This is a genomic window from Pseudomonas sp. EA_65y_Pfl2_P74 (genome assembly GCF_963970575.1).
Lineage (GTDB): Bacteria > Pseudomonadota > Gammaproteobacteria > Pseudomonadales > Pseudomonadaceae > Aquipseudomonas > Aquipseudomonas baetica_A.
This window is the reverse complement of record NZ_CAXAOQ010000009.1, coordinates 106220-122070: the sequence shown is the minus strand read 5'-3', so window position 1 is coordinate 122070 and position 15851 is coordinate 106220. Positions and strand designations below refer to the sequence as shown.

Here is a 15851-nt window from a genome sequence, read left to right as displayed (position 1 = left end):
ATGACCCGGTCGCTGCTGTGGCTGCTGTTGTGGATGATTCCTGCGCTGGCGACGGCGCAGGATGAGCCACTGCGCGTGGCGTACAAAGGTGATCTGTTGTCACTGAGTACGACGCAACTGATTGCTCGTGAACCGTTGCCTTCGACCCTGGATGCGCCGCTGGGCAGTCTTTGGAAGCTGTTTGTCTACGCGTGGCTGGTGGATACCGGCGCTCGGGAGCCGGCATATGAATGTCGCGGGCAGTCGAAAGAGGAAGTCTATTGCTGCTCGGCGGGCGGCAAGATCGAGCGGGATCAGGCGTTGGTGAAGTCGTGTGGGCTGTATTTCGAGCCGGCGCGGTTGGGGATTTCTTCCGGCGATTGGCGAACCTACTGGCAGGCGCGTAAGGCGCCATTGTGGTTGCAGGATTTGCCGTCGGTGCAACCGGCCACGCGGGTTTCGGTGAGTGAGTTGCTGAGCGTTCTGGCGTTGCTGCCAGCTCAAGAACAGATGCGCCGCGTGTTGCTCGACGTGGTGCTCAATGCTGCCGACGGCAATGTCGTCGGAGAACTCGGCGCGCGCTTGCGGGTGAAAACCTGGAGCTGGCTCGGCGATCACGACCGGCAGTCGCGGCAGGGCGGATTTGCCGGATGGACAGCGGACGGCTCGCCGGTTTGGGCCGGAGGGCGCGGCACCAGTCAAATGGTTTTACGGCATTACGGTGCTGCGTTGGCGACGGTGTTGCCGGTTGCGTGGCCGGCAGAGGCGAGGCGTTGTGTCGAAGTCGGACTGTTCTCGCGCTATCCCGTTGTACGGGTTCTGGCGGGCGAACGGGTCGTGACGTCTGGCCCGTTGCAGGGCGACTACCGTGTTGATTTCGCCAACGGCAACGCGCTGGATATCCACAGCGACGGCGAACTGTTTCTGCTCAATGACAAACTCGTCGCAAGGCTGGATCGCGAAGAATACGTCGCCCGTGTCCTTGATCGCGAAGCCAAACCCGAACCTGGCGAAGCCGCCAAAGCACTGGCCGTGGCGATCCGTACCTATTTGCTGCAAAACGCCACGCGCCACGGCGATTGCCTGAGCATCGACGACAGCAGCAATCGCCAGCGGGTTGCTCCACGCCCGGCATCGGCGCAATCGCGCAACATCGCCGCCTGGACGGCCGATCTGGTGTTGGCTGGCAGCACCGTCACCTATCACTCCGACCAACCCGGCCCGGACAAACTCGCCTGGCAGCAAGCCGTCGAACAAGCCAACGCTGGCCAGCGCTACGACGCAATCCTGCTCCATGCCTATCCCCGCGCCAGCCTCAGCCGCTGGGACAACCCGGTCGCTTCCTGCGAAGCACTGCCCGCCGCGCAAGACTGGCTGCAAAAACAGCGACGCGGCTGGCGTCAGAAGCTTGAAAGCGAAACCGGCTACAACGAAGTCAGCACGTTCGCCGTGTGCAAACTCGCGTTCGGCCGCCCCTTTGTCGACCGCGAACGCCAGCGCATCTATGTGCGCGGCGTACTGACCTTGCAAGACCGCCTCGACCTGACCCACGAATATCTGCACCTGGCCTTTGAAGCGCATCCCAACGGCCAGGATGAAACCTACATCGAAGGGCTCGCCCGTCACCTTTTGCTGGAATAGACCATGACACTCCGTTATCCACAGGTCTTGTTGCTGCTCTGCACGCTGACCGCGTTATCGCCGACTAGGGCCGCCGACAGCATCAAACTCGACACCCCGGTCGGGGGCTGGCGCACCGGCGCTCCGCAAGGCGAGGGCGAAAGCTTTCGTCAGACCGTCAACTACCCGGCCTCCTCGGTGAACACCCCGGTCGGCCAGGCCAACACAGCGCGCATCAGCGGCCAGATCAACGCCAGTCCGAAGAATAATGAGCCCGGTCGACTGATCGTCAACGGCGTCAGCATGCCGCTGAAAATCGACGCCGCCGGCCGCTTCGACCGTCCGTTCTCCTTCCCCAACGGCAGCAACAGCGTCGAAGTGCGCAGCCCCGACGGCCAACAACGCCGCCGCACTCAATTCCTCAACACCAGCGGCGGTGCTACCCCGCCAAAACTGCGCGTGCTGCTGGCCTGGGACAGCGACGGCACCGACCTCGACCTGCACCTCGTCACCCCCGACGGCGCCCACATCTGGTACGGCAACCGCGTCGCCCCCAACGGGGGCGCCCTCGACGTCGACGTCACCACCGGCTACGGCCCGGAAATCTTCGCCATGCCGGCGCCGATCAAGGGGCAGTATCTGGTGTATGTGAATTACTACGGTGGCGGGTATCGCAGCGATGAAGATGGCGGGGATGAAGCCGCGCAACCGCTGACGACGGCGCAGGTAACGGTGATTACCGAGGAAGGCACACCAAGCGAGAAGATGGAGACGTTTTTGATCCCGATGCGGGCGGTGGGGGAGTTGACGTTGGTGAAGGCGTTTAGTTATCCGTGATGGGGAATTGAGCAGCAGGTTGCTGCCCAACTCCTTTCAATCACTCAGGCCGCCAGTTCAGGTCGGAAACTGCTGGAGGTCAGACGCTTGAGCGCAATATCAAGTGCCTGATCATCGAACAGTTTGCTCTTGCGAGCAGCAGCACCAGCGCCACCGTCCCACTGCTTCAACGCCTCACGCACTGCAGGTACGGTCGCAGATACCCCTTCCTGGCTCAACAGCCAATCCACCGTCGCCAACAACTCCATGCCGAATGGCGATTCAAAACCGTCAATCAACTCGGCAGTCCGTTCCAGGGCTTGAGAGTATTCCTTGGCCTCCGTCTTCAGATAAGTCTGCAAAAAGGCTTTGCGCTCTTGATCAAACCAGATCACATCGCTAATGCCTGCGTCACTGATGCGTTTGTCACAGTGCAGATAACTGCCATCGAGGTTATCGAGCAGGTGCTCCAGCCGGTTGGCGTACGGCCCATATTTGTGCGCGACAAACTTCAGATTCAGAGGGTTCTCGGTATTCGGCAACTTCTCGATAGCGCGCTCAAGAAACCAGGCCAGCTTCTGGATCTCTAGCAGACTGCACTCCATGCCTAACACCCAGTAGCGACGAACCAGTTCGGCGATAAGCGCGCGGGCTGGCGTGAGCGTTTCTACGCCCGAACGTTTGGCGACGTTCAGATACTGGTTCGAGGGCTCGAATACCAAGACATCAGCGTCCAGATCCCCCAGCACTTCGACAATCTGCTCACGGACTTCAGGCCACTTCAAGCCGCCGTTACCAGCACCTAGAGGCGGGACGGCGACAGATTTCACGTCGTTCTCAAGCAGAAACCGACGCAGATCATGCAAGCCCTCAGTGATCCATGCCATTTGCGACGGAGAACGCCAATGGCGTTTGGTTGGGAAGTTCACGATCCAGCGAGGGCCATCGAGTTCATTGGTGGCCGTCACATGCATCTTGCCGGTTTCTACTTCCTTCGCCTTACACGCTGCTGCATAGAGACGGTAATTTTGCGCAAAGCGTTCTTTGAACATCAATGCGATGCCCTTGCCCATCACGCCCACGGTATTCACCGTGTTTACGAGGGCTTCGGTTTTGGCTTCCAGCAGGTTGCCTTGGGTGAATTTGATCATTGGAAATACCATTTGGGACGCGCATGGACAGGCAGCGTCAGGCCTCTAGCGGCGACGTCTGCTTCTATGCGTGCTTTCATTGCATCGGTGTGGCACATGATGCCCAGTAGTCCCGTAATCGGTAAGTGATGGTGGATCAGCGCCTCAGCCTGATAACGCTCCATTTTGCGAGGATCATCAGGATCGCGCTTGAAGTCGCGCCGTTGAAGGATAGACCAATCGATCTGGTCGAGATTCGCCAGATCGCTGTAATAGTTTGTCCAACTCGGATAGGCGTGCGCGTTTGTGAAGACAAACGGTAGGCCGAGCTCTTCAACGCGATACAGGCTTGAGACCAGAATCACGATCTCGTCATTGCTGCGTTGCTGAACACTCCAGCCAGAGTGAATGTTCTGCATCATCACTGAGAAGGGCGTGAAATAGAAGGGCACGTAGTCGGCCAGAACGCCTTCGGGAGCGATGGGCACCTGACGGGAACGGCGCTTGTCGATCAAGTCGACGTTACCGATATTCACGTACTGAGGTGCCTGTGCTTCCGGGTTTGCGCAATGCAGACCGTTGTCCAGAATCCAGGGCAGGTTATCGCGATGGACGATACGCCAAATCAGAGCTTTCTCTGGATTCAGGCTGGTGTAGTTCATTGATAAAACATTCTCTGGTTCACGCTGGTTTGCACATTAACATCGGCCGCCTGCAATTTAGCTACGCAAAGTGCATCGACTTCTTCGCTGGGGGTGAAGATTTTGAAGAAGGCATCAGGTTTAACAACCCCCGGTGCGAGACACTCTGCCATGCAGATGCTTTTGCAATGAGGGTCCAGGTAATCGCGACTGCTCATGACATCCCACTCGATGGCTTCGAAACCCTGTTCGTAATCAAGTAGCTGTATTGAGTCGCCTGCTAACGGGTGGCGTGGAATGACTTTCCAGCCGTATTGCTTGGCTGTTGATCTGTAGACCGAGATCAACACAAATCGGGCCTCTGGCCTGTTGCGCTGCACGCTTCCGTCAAATGGATTCTTCGCAAACCAGTGGAAGGGCACGTAGTTGTCGAGCTGCAGAGTCTGCCGCTTTTTCAGGATTTCAGCATCTGCGACGTCTTTGAAACCCGAGAGGCCAGCGCGAGGTTTCAAGCCATCTCTGAAAATTCCATCCAGGTTTTCAACAGAAGTAAGGTGGTAGAGAAGCTTCTGATCCTTGATGCTTTTAACGTCCGACATAGTGGTCTCCTTGACCTGCACATCAACCTAAACTGAATTCAGTCCCGGCCTTGCCCCGCGCTGATGTAACCCTCGATCCGTGGGGGTTGGTAGAACATTCGCCGTGATTCTAGTGTGCCATCACTTTTACCCACAAGCCCACTAAGGAAATTGGTTAGCAGGGTCAAGCAGCAAAACGCCTGAGCTCACTCTTCGTCAAAATAATCGCGATCCAGCGTCGGCAACCGCAACAAACGGGATGTCACGCCCACCTCATGATCCATCATCAGATGCACCAGCCGCGTGCCGTCTACCAACACAATGCCGTCCACCGATTTGGCGAAGTCGACAGCGTGCGCTGTAAAGCCAGAGGTGGTAATGAACACGCCACGCTTAGCTTTCTGCCCAGCAAGCGCCCCATAGAACGCCTGCAGTTCAGGCCGGCCAACCGTGTTCTGCCAGCGCTTGGCCTGAACGTAAACCTTCTCCAGCCCCAATTTATCGAGCGAGATAATGCCGTCGATGCCGGCATCACCGGAACCGCCGACACGTTGCAGATCATTGCGACTGGCGCCGTAACCCAAGCGATGAAGCACATCCAGCACGATCACTTCGAAACGGTTGGGGCTGACTTGCAGCAAGTTGTCCAAAAGGTCGGCCGCCGTGGCATCGCGCAGTTCCTTTAGCGCTCGCTCCAGTCGGTCGTCGGGGCTTTCGGTGGCGGAGGCCAGATCTGGCTCCACATTTGGTTGGTCATCCAGTGGCTCGGCATCTGGCGCGACTTTCAGCTTCACATTCATGTAACCGATTGCCAAATGCTCCACATCCTTGGCTGACAGTGGAAATGCATGCTCCTGGGCGTACTGCACTCCTGCGTCAGTCAACTTCCAATAACCGCGTTTGGCACTGCTGGAAAGACCGGCGCGCTTGAGACGATCGTGCGCCCAGCCAGATCGGTTCTTGTAGGTGGCCTGACCACTCGCGATCAGCTCCTCACGCTGCGCTTCTGTTAACTGCAGCATTTTGGCTGCCGCTTCGTGGGCGTCCCGAGCAATTGCACCGTCGGGTTTTGTGGCGAGAAACCGCAGGATCGGTTCGATGAACTGATCGTAGGTTGGAACGGACATGGGCGCATCCCTGTGCTGGTGGGTGTTTTTGAACTGACCGGCAGGCGAGTATAAATTAACGTTCGCTGAGGGGGGCTCTGAGCGTTAGCGCTGGGGCTGTGAAAGCGTGAGCCGCTGTTGCTAGGAAGGCATTAGGCATTAAAAAGCCGGCTTGTGGCCGGCTTCTCGGGGACTGGCTTGGTTTATTTTTGGTAAACCGCGCCAGCCTTCAAAACGTACATCCGGATCTGCGTCCGGCTGTGGGACTTGGTCAGACGTTGGTCTGCCGCGTCGGGCGTCATCTGAGCCGCGGGAGCGGGGCGATGCGCGAATGTGGGGCGCAGGATACTGAGTTTTGTTGGGAATTCCCAGCCTGAAGTGCGGTTTAGAGCGACTGACGCAGTACAGAATCGGTATTTGAACTGTTTTTCAGCGCCTCTTCGCGGGCAAGCCCGCTCCCACAGGGTTTTGTGTGTGCTGGCCGATCATAGAAACGGCACCACCGGCCGGCGTTTGCTCAGCGTCGACCACCAGAACACCCAGCCCAGTATATGAATCCGTTGCTCTTCTATCTGCGCGGGGCGGAACACTTCGTCCGGGTATTCGGCGCTGTTGTGGCTGCGCATTCGCAGGCCGTTGCCGGGCATGCGGTGCAGGTATTTGATGCGCAGCATGCCGTCGTGTTCGATGGCGTAGATCTCGCCATCCACCACTTGAGTCAGGCCGCGGTCGATGGCGACGATGGAGCCGTCTTCGATGCGGTCGGCCATGCTGTTGCCGATCATGTGCGCGCAGATGGCGTCGGAGTGACGGATTTCCAGTTGATCGAGGTGCGCGCGCAGCAGGCGGATGGATTGGTCCGTGTCGTGGATGACGTGGGTTTTGCCGGAGCCGTCGGTGAGGGGCGTTTCCTTGAAGAACACCAGGTCGACGTCGTTGGGGTCGATGACGGCGTAGACGCCGCGGATGGCGTGGGCGTCGAAGGTGTCGCCATTGCTGGCGGGCGGCGTCAGGCTCGGCAACTCCTTTATGCCTTCGCCGGTCTTCAGCCATTCGCTGTTAACGGACAGCAGGCGTGAGACTTCTTCCATGCGATACGCCGGGACGCCCCGGGTGTACCAGTTGTGGACATTTTGGGCTTCCGTGCCCCAGAACTTTGCGAATCCCGTGGTGGTGATGTTCGCTGCTTCCAGGAGTGCCTTGAATCTTGGACCGCTAGTGTTCTTTCTCATAAACACGGAGTCTACGGCCGTGCTAGAGCGGTTTGAATAAACTTGGCGTTCAAAAAAAGGCTGAATTTTGCGACGGGATGTAAGCCCGTCTTGTGGGAAATTAAACGGGTTAAAACTTTGTTGCGTGTGTTTTAAACGTTGCGTTTAAGCAGGATGTTCTCGCGCATAAAAAACCCCGTATCAAACGGGGTCTTCTTCAAGCATCACGCAGGTTGCAGGCGCTTAGCCTTTGTAGGCAGCAACCGACTTGGTGATCGCTTCGCGGGCGGCGTCTGCACCGGCCCAGCCTTCGATCTTGACCCATTTGCCTTTTTCGAGATCTTTGTAGTTCGCGAAGAAGTGCTCGATCTGCTGGATCAGCAGTGGCGGCAGGTCGGTGTATTCCTTCACATCGACGTACAGCTGGGACAGCTTGTCGTGTGGGACTGCGATGACTTTGGCATCGCCGCCGCCGTCGTCGGTCATGTTCAGGATGCCCACTGGACGTGCGCGGATCACCGAGCCTGGCGCAACCGGGTAAGGGGTCACAACCAGCACGTCGAGGGGGTCACCGTCGTCAGCCAGGGTGTTCGGGATGTAACCGTAGTTGGCCGGGTAGAACATTGGGGTGGCCATGAAACGGTCAACGAACAGGCAATCGCTGTCTTTGTCGATTTCGTATTTGATCGGCGCGTGGTTGGCCGGGATCTCGATCGCGACGTAGATGTCGTTCGGCAGGTCTTTGCCAGCCGGAATCTTGCTGTAGCTCATTGGGCGTTGCCCCCGTAGTTGACCAAAAACACTTGGCCGGATTGACCAAAAAGTGGCGGCGATTATAGGCATATTCCGCCGCCGATGCCACGCACCGAAAGTCGTGCAGACCTTAGTCGTGAGCCTGATAGACCGGGTCCTGGGCCTGAAGTTGCCGCAGCCTGCCCAGTGGATCCTGCCGGTAGAAAAGCTTCAGTTGCAAGTAGACCTGTGGATAAGCCTTGTGCAGCAGATCGGGTGCGCTGAAGAAGTATTCGCTGGTGACGGCGAAGAACTCGGCAGGATTTTCGGCCGCGTAGGGATCGATGGCGGTTTCGGCGTCCGGATTGCGGTCCAGTTGGCGGTTGAGGTCGTCGTAGGCCTTTTGCATGACCTCGGCCCAGTCGCTGACGCGCATGTCGGCGTGCAGCGGCGGCAGGCCGTTGGCATCGCCGTTGAGCATGTCGAGTTTGTGCGCCAGTTCGTGGATGACCAGGTTGTAACCTTCCCAGCCACCACTGGCCATTACACCCGGCCAAGCCAGGATGATCGGCCCCTGTTGCCAGGCCTCGCCGCTGTGTTCGCCATCCCATTCATGTTCGACGCCGCTGGCATCGCGATGGCGCTGCGGGCTGAGGAAGTCGTCGGGATAGAGGACGATCTCGTGAAAACCCTGGTACCAGTTCAGATCGCCCAGATTGAGCAGTGGCAATTGCGCCTGAGCCGCAAGCAGCAGGCGTTGTTCCTGATGCAATTCGACACCGGGCAGGGCGGTCAGGTGTTTGTCTTCGAGAAACAGCACGCAGGCTTCACGCAGCCATTGGTCTTGGGCTGCACTGATGCCGTCGAGAAAGCTCAGGTGATGGCGCACCCGTTGCCACAGGTCGTCGGCAATCGGGTGCCTGGCCAGGATGCGCCGGCGACGCCAGGCGCTCAGCGACCACATCGGCTTAGTGCGATTGGGCTTTGGCGCTGCCGAGTCGGCTGCGTACCACACCAATGATCATCGGTACCAGCGACAGCAGGATGATGCCGAGCACCAGCAACGACAGGTTTTTCTTGATGAATGGCACGTTGCCGAAGAAGTAACCCAAGGTCACCAGACCACCGACCCACAGCACCGTGCCGAACACACTGAAGCCGAAGAAGCGCGGGTAAGGCATCTTCGCCACACCGGCGACGAATGGCGCGAAGGTGCGAATGATGGGCAGGAAGCGCGCCAGGGTCACGGTTTTTCCACCGTGCTTGTCGTAGAAGTCGTGGGTCTGTTGCAGGTAGTCGCGACGGAAGATTTTCGAGTTGGGGTTACTGAACAGTTTTTCGCCGACTGTACGTCCGATCACGTAATTGGTGCTGTCGCCCATGATCGCTGCCAGCATCAGCAGACCGCCCAACAGGACTGGGTCCATGCCACCGCCTGCCGCTACCGCACCGGCGATGAACAACAGCGAATCGCCTGGCAGAAAGGGCATCACCACCAGACCGGTTTCACAGAAAATCACCAGAAACAGAATGGCGTAGATCCAGGGCCCATAGTTGTTCACCAGCAAGTCGAGGTAAACGTCGAGATGCAGGATAAGGTCGAGCGGGTTGAAATCCATGGGGGCACCTGTGTGGCGGCCCGACTCTGCAGGCCTGTGCGGATGACTTCGTGTAAGCCTACATCGAGGTGTAGTTTTTCTTACAAGCCGGAAAGCTCGGGATTATACGGTCTGAGAGGTGAAAAGCGCGTTGCTTTTGTAGCGAGGGATGTCCGGGTGTGAACAATTGTCAGGGACGACGGGAGAGGAGAAGGCCTGCAGGATCACAGCCTTCGGTAGCGACTACATTGGAATGCGTTTTTTTGTAGAACTGCCGAAGGCTGCGATTTCTTGGGTCAGAGTTCGTCGCTGATTGGCAACACGTAGTTCTTGAACTCGGTGTCTTCCTTGAACCCGATGGACTCGTAGGTTTTCTGTGCCACTTCGTTATCGGCACTGGTGGAAACGCGCATGCGCACGGCCTGGGTTTCCTTGGCCATTTTCTTCGCGGTGCGGATCAGGTTGTCGGCGACCAGTTGGCGGCGGGCGTCTTCGGCGACATAGATGTCGTTGAGGATCCATACGCGCTTGAGCGACAACGAAGAGAAACTTGGATAGAGCTGACAGAAGCCCATCAGCTTCTTGTCGTCATCGTCGGCGAGGGCCAGATAAATCACCGATTCCTTGCGGCGCAGGCGTTTTTCGAGAAACGCGCGGGAGGAATCCGGGTAAGGCAGTGAACCGTAGAACTCACGATAGGTGACGAACATCGGAGTCAGTAAATCCAGGTGTTCGAGGGTCGCTTGAATAATCCGCATGATAGGTCTCGTCTTCAAGTGGCTGTCTTCAACTGCTCTGACGGCGATGGGAAACCCTGGCGGCCGTTCGTCGATCCTGCCTGATACCGGCGCAGAAACGCAATGCGGAATCGGTTCAGGTTGTCGACGGGCCGAGTAGGAAGTTTCCTTTCATGTCCGCACCGGTGTCCGACTCCAGCGTCTGAACCTGTGCTTCGTCCTTCAGATTGACCCCCGACAGTTGCCGTCGGCAGGCTTCGCGCATCAGGTACAGCAAACGATGTGCCGCCATGCCGTAGCTCAAGCCCTCAAGCCGCACATTGGAAATGCAGTTGCGGTAGGCATCGGTCAGCCCGATCTTTGGATTGTAGGTGAAATACACCCCCAGGCTGTCGGGTGAGCTGAGGCCCGGGCGTTCGCCAATCAGCATCACCAGCATTTTTGCGCCCAGCCGTTCACCTATTTCATCGCCGACCGCGACGCGGCCCTGTTCCACGAGGATGACCGGCGCGGCGGACCAGCCATCGGCGGCCATTTGCTCTTCAAGTCGGGTCAGCAGTGGCAGCGTGTGGCGATGCACGGCCAGCGCGGATAAGCCATCGGCGACGACAATCGCCAGATCCACGCCGCCGGGATTGGTCGCCGCGTAGTCGCGCAGAGCCTGGGCTGAGTCATCACTCAACTTGCGCCCCAGATCGGGGCGTTGCAGGTAGCTGTTGCGATCCACCGCCGCGCTGTGCAGCAGCAACGTCTGGCGCCCGCGCTCATTGAGTTGGGCGCTGAGCCCGGCATGATCGAACGGCAAGTGCACCGCATCCCGCGCCTGAGCATGGGCGAACTGGAAATCCAGTTGTGCGCGGGTCGGCAGACTGGTGCCGGTGCGGCCGAGGGCGATCCGCGCGGGGGTCAGGCGACGCAGTTCCAGCCATGGGTTTTGCGGGTCGACGGGCGGGTTTTCCATAAGACTCATCCCAGTTGCGCCAAGGCCTGGCGGAAGGCCAGCGGCAGGTTGTTGCCGAAGCGAACCTTGCCGTCCGCCTGAGTGAAAATGCCCATGTTCGCCAGCCATTGCTCGAATTCCGGCGCCGGTTTCAGGCCCAGGGTTTGGCGGGCGTAGAGCGCGTCGTGGAACGAGGTGGTCTGGTAGTTGAGCATGATGTCGTCGGAGCCGGGGATGCCCATGATGAAGTTGATCCCGGCGACACCCAAGAGGGTCAGCAGGGTGTCCATGTCGTCCTGATCGGCCTCGGCGTGGTTGGTGTAGCAGATGTCGCAACCCATCGGCACGCCGAGCAACTTGCCACAGAAGTGGTCTTCGAGGCCGGCGCGAATGATCTGTTTGCCGTTGTAGAGGTATTCCGGGCCGATAAATCCTACGACGGTGTTCACCAGAAACGGCTTGAAATGGCGGGCCACAGCGTAGGCTCGGGTCTCGCAGGTCTGTTGATCGACGCCATGGTGGGCGTTGGCCGACAGGGCGCTGCCCTGACCGGTTTCGAAATACATCAGGTTTTGCCCAAGGGTGCCGCGGTTCAGGCTTAAACCGGCGTCGTAGCCTTCCTGCAACACATTCAGGTTGATACCGAAACTGGCGTTGGCCGCTTCGGTGCCGGCGATCGACTGGAACACCAGGTCCAACGGCACGCCACGGTTGATCGCTTCGATGGAGGTGGTGACGTGGGTCAGCACGCAGGCCTGGGTGGGGATGTCGTAGCGCTGGATGATCGCGTCGAGCATTTCCAGCATCGCGCAGATCGAGGCGATGCTGTCGGTGGCCGGGTTGATGCCGATCATCGCGTCGCCGTTGCCGTACAGCAGACCGTCGAGAATGCTCGCGGCAATGCCGGACGGCTCGTCGGTCGGGTGGTTGGGTTGCAGGCGAGTTGACAGGCGCCCGCGCAGGCCGAGGGTGCCGCGAAACTTGGTCACTACGCGGATTTTCTGCGCCACCAGCACCAGATCCTGCACGCGCATGATCTTCGACACGGCGGCGACCATTTCCGGGGTCAGGCCGGGCGCGAGATTACGCAGGCTGGTTTCATCGGCGGCCTCGCTGAGCAGCCAGTCGCGAAAACCGCCGACGGTGAGGTGGCTGACCACGGCGAAGGCCTGTTTTTCATGGGTGTCGATGATCAGGCGGGTGACTTCATCGGACTCATAGGGAATCAGCACTTCTTGCAGAAAGTGCGTGAGCGGGATATCGGCCAGCGCCATTTGCGCGGCCACGCGCTCACCGTCGTTGAGCGCGGCGACACCGGCGAGAAAGTCCCCGGAACGTGCCGGGCTGGCTTTGGCCATGACGTCCTTGAGGCTGTCGAAGCGATAGGTCTGGGCGCCGACGCAATGGGCAAATGCGGCCATGGGGCGGTGTCCTCCTGATTCTGTGGATAACTCGGTTCCCCTGTGGGAGCGGGATCTCCATGCACTTCAATAAGGCGGGCACCGGGCGCAAGGCCCGGTACCGGTGCAACTAGATACCTTCGAGCATAGCGTCTGTCGGTGCGTCGGCGCGTTGCTTGGCGGTCAACTGGAAATACAGATACCCAATGACCATGAAACCAAGGAACACACAGCCGATCAGCGTGTTGAACCACGCCATCGCCACCAGGCACACCACGGCCAGAAACAGCGCGATGGCCGGCACCACCGGATAGCCCGGGGCGCGGAAGGTGCGTTCCAGGTTCGGCTCGGTTTGGCGCAGTTTGAACAGGCTGAGCATGCTGATGATGTACATCACGATCGCGCCGAATACCGACATGGTGATCATCGCCGCGGTCAGCGTCATGCCTTGCAGATTGACCAGGCCGTCGCTGTAGATCGCCGCGATGCCGATCACGCCACCGGCCAGAATCGCGCGATGGGGCGTCTGGAACCGCGAGAGTTTGGCCAGACTTTTCGGCAGGTAACCGGCGCGGGCGAGGGCGAAGAACTGGCGCGAGTAGCCAAGAATGATGCCGTGGAAACTCGCCACCAGACCGAACAGGCCGATCCACACCAGCATGTGCATCCATGACGAATTGTTGCCGACCACCGCTTTCATGGCCTGCGGCAGCGGATCGTTGATGTTCGACAGTTGGCGCCAGTCGCCAACGCCACCGGCCATCACCATCACGCCGATGGCGAGGAACACCAGGGTCAGGATGCCGCTGACATAAGCCTTGGGAATCGTGCGTTTCGGGTCTTTGGCTTCCTCCGCCGCCATGGCCGCGCCTTCGATGGCGAGGAAGAACCAGATCGCAAACGGTATCGCGGCAAAGATCCCGGGGATCGAACCCAGGGTGAACTCGTTGGCGCCCGACCACCCGTTGAGCACGAAATTGCTGAAACTGAAGCCCGGCGCGACCACGCCCATGAACACCAGCAGTTCGGCGACGGCCAGCACCGTGACCACCAACTCAAAGGTCGCGGCGATGCTCACGCCGAGAATGTTCAGGGTCATGAACACGAAATAGGCGCCGACCGCAGCGATCTTCGGATCAAGCTCGGGGTATTGCACATTCAGATAGGCGCCGATGGCCATGGCAATGGCCGGTGGTGCGAAGACGAACTCGATCAGCGTAGCGATGCCGGCGATCAATCCGCCTTTTTCGCCGAACGCCCGACGGCTGTAGGCAAACGGCCCGCCGGCGTGGGGAATCGCGGTGGTCAATTCGGTGAAACTGAAGATGAAGCAGGTGTACATGGTCGCGACCATCAGCGCCGTGACCAGAAAACCCAAGGTGCCTGCGGTGCCCCAGCCGTAACTCCAGCCGAAGTATTCGCCGGAAATCACCAGGCCGACGGCAATGCCCCACAGGTGCAGGGTGCCGAGTGTGGGTTTGAGTTGTGTGGTGGTAGTCATAAGTCCTCGCTGTCTTTTTTATTGTTTGATCTGTTGGACTTTCGGGTGTCGCGGTTGGGGTGGATGGAGGCTGTTCACGCAGCGGCAGTTTTTCTGCAAATCCTGAATGACGGGTACGCAAGGGCCGTGCCAGAGCGGCCAGGCCTTGTGTGTTGTGTCATTAAGGACGCCTTCGCGAGCAATCCCGCTCCCACATCGGATCTGTGCCGAATCCAGCCATGTGGGCCGAAGCAAGTCCCCTGTGGGAGCGGGCTTACTCGCGAAGGCGATTGAACGGGCAATACAAACCTTTGTGTTGCCCCCGGTTTTAGAAGAAGCCCAACGGATTGATGTCGTAGCTCACCAGCAGGTTTTTGGTCTGCTGATAGTGGTCGAGCATCATCTTGTGGGTTTCGCGGCCAACGCCGGACTTCTTGTACCCGCCGAACGCGGCATGCGCCGGGTACAGGTGGTAGCAGTTGGTCCACACGCGACCGGCCTTGATCGCCCGGCCCATGCGGTAGGCGCGGTTGATGTCGCGGGTCCACAGGCCCGCACCGAGGCCGAACTCGGTGTCGTTGGCGATGGCCAGGGCTTCGGCTTCGTCCTTGAACGTGGTGATGCTCACCACTGGGCCGAAGATTTCTTCCTGGAACACGCGCATTTTGTTGGTGCCCTTGAGCAGGGTCGGCTGGATGTAATAACCGGTCGACAGATTGCCCTCGAGTTTTTCCACCTTGCCGCCCGTCAGCAGTTCGGCGCCTTCGCCCTTGGCGATTTCCAGGTACGACAGGATCTTGTCGAATTGTTGCTCGGACGCCTGGGCGCCGACCATGGTGTCGGTGTCCAGCGGGTCGCCACGTTTGATCGACAGGACCTTCTTCATCACCACTTTCATGAATTCTTCGTAGATCGATTCCTGCACCAGCGCACGGGACGGGCAGGTGCAGACTTCGCCCTGATTGAAGAACGCCAGCACCAGACCTTCAGCGGCCTTCTCAATGAAGGTCGGCTCGGCCTGCATGATGTCTTCGAAGAAGATGTTCGGCGACTTGCCACCCAGTTCGACGGTGGACGGAATGATGTTCTCGGCGGCGCACTTCATGATGTGCGAGCCGACCGGGGTCGAACCGGTGAAGGCGATCTTGGCGATGCGTTTGCTGGTGGCGAGGGCTTCGCCGGCTTCTTTGCCGAAGCCTTGCACCACGTTGAGTACGCCCGGTGGCAGCAGGTCGCCGATCACTTCCATCAGTACACAGATGCCCAGTGGCGTTTGCTCGGCCGGTTTGAGCACCACGCAGTTGCCGGCGGCCAGCGCCGGGGCGAGTTTCCACGCGGCCATCAGCAGCGGGAAGTTCCACGGGATGATCTGACCGACCACGCCCAGCGGTTCATGAATGTGATACGCCACGGTGTTGCCGTCGATTTCGGCAGCGCTGCCTTCCTGGGCACGCAGGCAGCCAGCGAAGTAACGGAAATGGTCGGCGGCCAGCGGAATGTCGGCGTTGAGGGTTTCGCGGATGGCTTTGCCGTTGTCCCAGGTTTCGGTGATCGCCAGCAGTTCGAGGTTCTGTTCGATGCGGTCGGCGATTTTCAGCAGGATCAGCGAGCGCGCCTGCACGGAGGTCGCGCCCCACGCATCGGCGGCGGCGTGGGCAGCGTCCAGTGCCTTGTCGATATCTTCGGCAGTGGAGCGCGGGAATTCGGCAATCGGTTGGCCATTGACTGGCGAGGTGTTGGTGAAGTACTGACCTTTGACAGGCGCGACGAACTCGCCGCCGATGTAGTTACCGTACTTGCTCTTGAACGAGACTTTGGCGCCTTCAGTACCGGGGTGAGCGTAACGCATGATGATGTTCTCCTTGGCTTTGTACTTATTAGAG

Annotated in this window: 15 protein-coding genes; 2 read left to right on the top strand and 13 right to left on the bottom strand. The window is 59.2% G+C overall.

Translation table 11 applies throughout. The features are described from left to right. Window positions 1-1620 carry a DUF2300 domain-containing protein gene (locus AACY18_RS09340; RefSeq protein WP_339464744.1) on the top strand — a complete coding sequence of 540 codons (1620 nt, stop codon included), beginning with the start codon at window positions 1-3 and terminating at the stop codon, window positions 1618-1620. Window positions 1621-1623: 3 nt separating this feature from the next. Continuing rightward, entirely contained in the window at window positions 1624-2436 is an 813-nt protein-coding gene (locus tag AACY18_RS09335; protein WP_339431318.1) for a YfaP family protein, read from the top strand. A gap of 44 nt (window positions 2437-2480) precedes the next feature. On the opposite strand, the gene darG is transcribed toward AACY18_RS09335, so the two are convergent. The 13 genes from darG to exaC all read right to left on the bottom strand — a co-directional run bounded on the left by darG (window position 2481) and on the right by exaC (window position 15817). Then, window positions 2481-3566 (bottom strand): type II toxin-antitoxin system antitoxin DNA ADP-ribosyl glycohydrolase DarG, encoded by a 1086-nt coding sequence (gene darG, locus AACY18_RS09330; RefSeq protein WP_339464743.1) that lies wholly within the window; start codon window positions 3564-3566, stop codon window positions 2481-2483. Beyond that, window positions 3563-4207, bottom strand: coding sequence for a type II toxin-antitoxin system toxin DNA ADP-ribosyl transferase DarT (gene darT, locus AACY18_RS09325; RefSeq protein WP_339464742.1), 645 nt, complete (start codon window positions 4205-4207; stop codon window positions 3563-3565). Before darT ends, darG begins: the two co-directional genes overlap by 4 nt. After that, window positions 4204-4785 carry a DarT ssDNA thymidine ADP-ribosyltransferase family protein gene (locus tag AACY18_RS09320; protein WP_339431321.1) on the bottom strand — a complete coding sequence of 194 codons (582 nt, stop codon included), beginning with the start codon at window positions 4783-4785 and terminating at the stop codon, window positions 4204-4206. Before AACY18_RS09320 ends, darT begins: the two co-directional genes overlap by 4 nt. Window positions 4786-4970: 185 nt before the next feature. Continuing rightward, window positions 4971-5891 carry a restriction endonuclease gene (locus AACY18_RS09315; RefSeq protein WP_339464741.1) on the bottom strand — a complete coding sequence of 307 codons (921 nt, stop codon included), beginning with the start codon at window positions 5889-5891 and terminating at the stop codon, window positions 4971-4973. Between the two features lie 464 nt (window positions 5892-6355). Beyond that, window positions 6356-7102 (bottom strand): S24 family peptidase, encoded by a 747-nt coding sequence (locus AACY18_RS09310; protein WP_339431323.1) that lies wholly within the window; start codon window positions 7100-7102, stop codon window positions 6356-6358. A gap of 222 nt (window positions 7103-7324) precedes the next feature. Next, a complete protein-coding gene (gene ppa / locus AACY18_RS09305; RefSeq protein WP_003205933.1) occupies window positions 7325-7852 on the bottom strand; it encodes an inorganic diphosphatase in 528 nt (175 codons plus the stop codon). Between the two features lie 112 nt (window positions 7853-7964). After that, window positions 7965-8777: a M90 family metallopeptidase gene (locus AACY18_RS09300; protein ID WP_339464740.1), complete on the bottom strand. Its 813-nt coding sequence runs from the start codon at window positions 8775-8777 to the stop codon at window positions 7965-7967. A gap of 4 nt (window positions 8778-8781) precedes the next feature. Further along, window positions 8782-9432, bottom strand: a complete 651-nt coding sequence (locus AACY18_RS09295) for a DedA family protein (protein WP_339431325.1) — start codon at window positions 9430-9432, stop codon at window positions 8782-8784. 275 nt (window positions 9433-9707) lie between these two features. After that, a complete protein-coding gene (locus AACY18_RS09290; RefSeq protein ID WP_221730212.1) occupies window positions 9708-10169 on the bottom strand; it encodes a GNAT family N-acetyltransferase in 462 nt (153 codons plus the stop codon). Window positions 10170-10284: 115 nt separating this feature from the next. After that, window positions 10285-11109 carry an ethanolamine ammonia-lyase subunit EutC gene (eutC, locus tag AACY18_RS09285; protein WP_339464739.1) on the bottom strand — a complete coding sequence of 275 codons (825 nt, stop codon included), beginning with the start codon at window positions 11107-11109 and terminating at the stop codon, window positions 10285-10287. Window positions 11110-11114: 5 nt separating this feature from the next. Further along, complete coding sequence (locus tag AACY18_RS09280; RefSeq protein WP_339464738.1) at window positions 11115-12509, bottom strand: ethanolamine ammonia-lyase subunit EutB; 1395 nt, start codon at window positions 12507-12509, stop codon at window positions 11115-11117. A gap of 109 nt (window positions 12510-12618) precedes the next feature. Then, window positions 12619-13989, bottom strand: coding sequence for an ethanolamine permease (eat, locus tag AACY18_RS09275; protein ID WP_339464737.1), 1371 nt, complete (start codon window positions 13987-13989; stop codon window positions 12619-12621). A gap of 307 nt (window positions 13990-14296) precedes the next feature. Then, the gene (gene exaC / locus AACY18_RS09270) at window positions 14297-15817 is read right to left on the bottom strand and encodes an acetaldehyde dehydrogenase ExaC (RefSeq protein WP_339464735.1); all 1521 of its coding nucleotides are present in this window, start codon (window positions 15815-15817) and stop codon (window positions 14297-14299) included. Window positions 15818-15851 lie beyond the last annotated feature (34 nt).